At 63.5% G+C, this 671-nt stretch carries 1 protein-coding gene; it reads right to left on the minus strand.

The genetic code is table 11. The features are described 5' to 3' along the window. Positions 1 to 671 (minus strand): amino acid permease (locus AWB67_RS39080; RefSeq protein ID WP_125477916.1); only part of this gene is annotated, 671 nt, incomplete at both ends.

A 671-nucleotide genomic window follows, 5' to 3' on the forward strand; every position in this document is an offset into this window, starting at 1 on the left:
GTCCATGCGAGCAGCGCCCCACCGACGGAAGCGAGCAGCCCGAGGCTGATCATGACTGCCCCCCACGTGCCGACTGCCTTCTCCAGCACGCCGGCCATCGACGGGTTTTCCATCGCGGCGAGCTCCGCCTGCGGGACGATGCCGGGCGAAAGCAGCGATACGGCCATCAGCAACAGCAACACGATCGCGAAGCCGTAGAGCGCTGCGCGACCGACGTCCTGGCGATGTTCGGCGCGCGCTGAAACCACGCTGGCACCTTCGATACCGATAAATACCCAGACCGTGATCAGCATCGTGCTCTTGACCTGCGCGAAGACGGATCCGAGCTTCGGGGTGCCCCAGAAGTCCTGTTCAAAGGCCTGGCTACTGAAGGCGGTCACGGCCAGTGCGATGAAGGCGAGCAGCGGGACAATCTTGGCGAAGGTAGTGACTGCGTTAAGCACGGTGGCACCGCGCACGCCACGCAAGATGACGAGATGTAGGATCCACAACAGCACTGAGGCACCCGCGATTGCCAAGCGGGTATTGCCTTCGCCAAACGCTGGAACGAAGTAGCCGAGCGTGCCGAACACGATCACAAGGTAGCCGACATTGCCGAACCACGCGCTGACCCAGTAACCCCACGCGGAGTTGAACCCGACAAAGTCGCCGGCGCCTGCCCGCGCGTAGGC

The sequence above is a fragment of the Caballeronia terrestris genome, from assembly GCF_001544515.1.
GTDB classification, from domain to species: Bacteria; Pseudomonadota; Gammaproteobacteria; order Burkholderiales; family Burkholderiaceae; genus Caballeronia; species Caballeronia terrestris.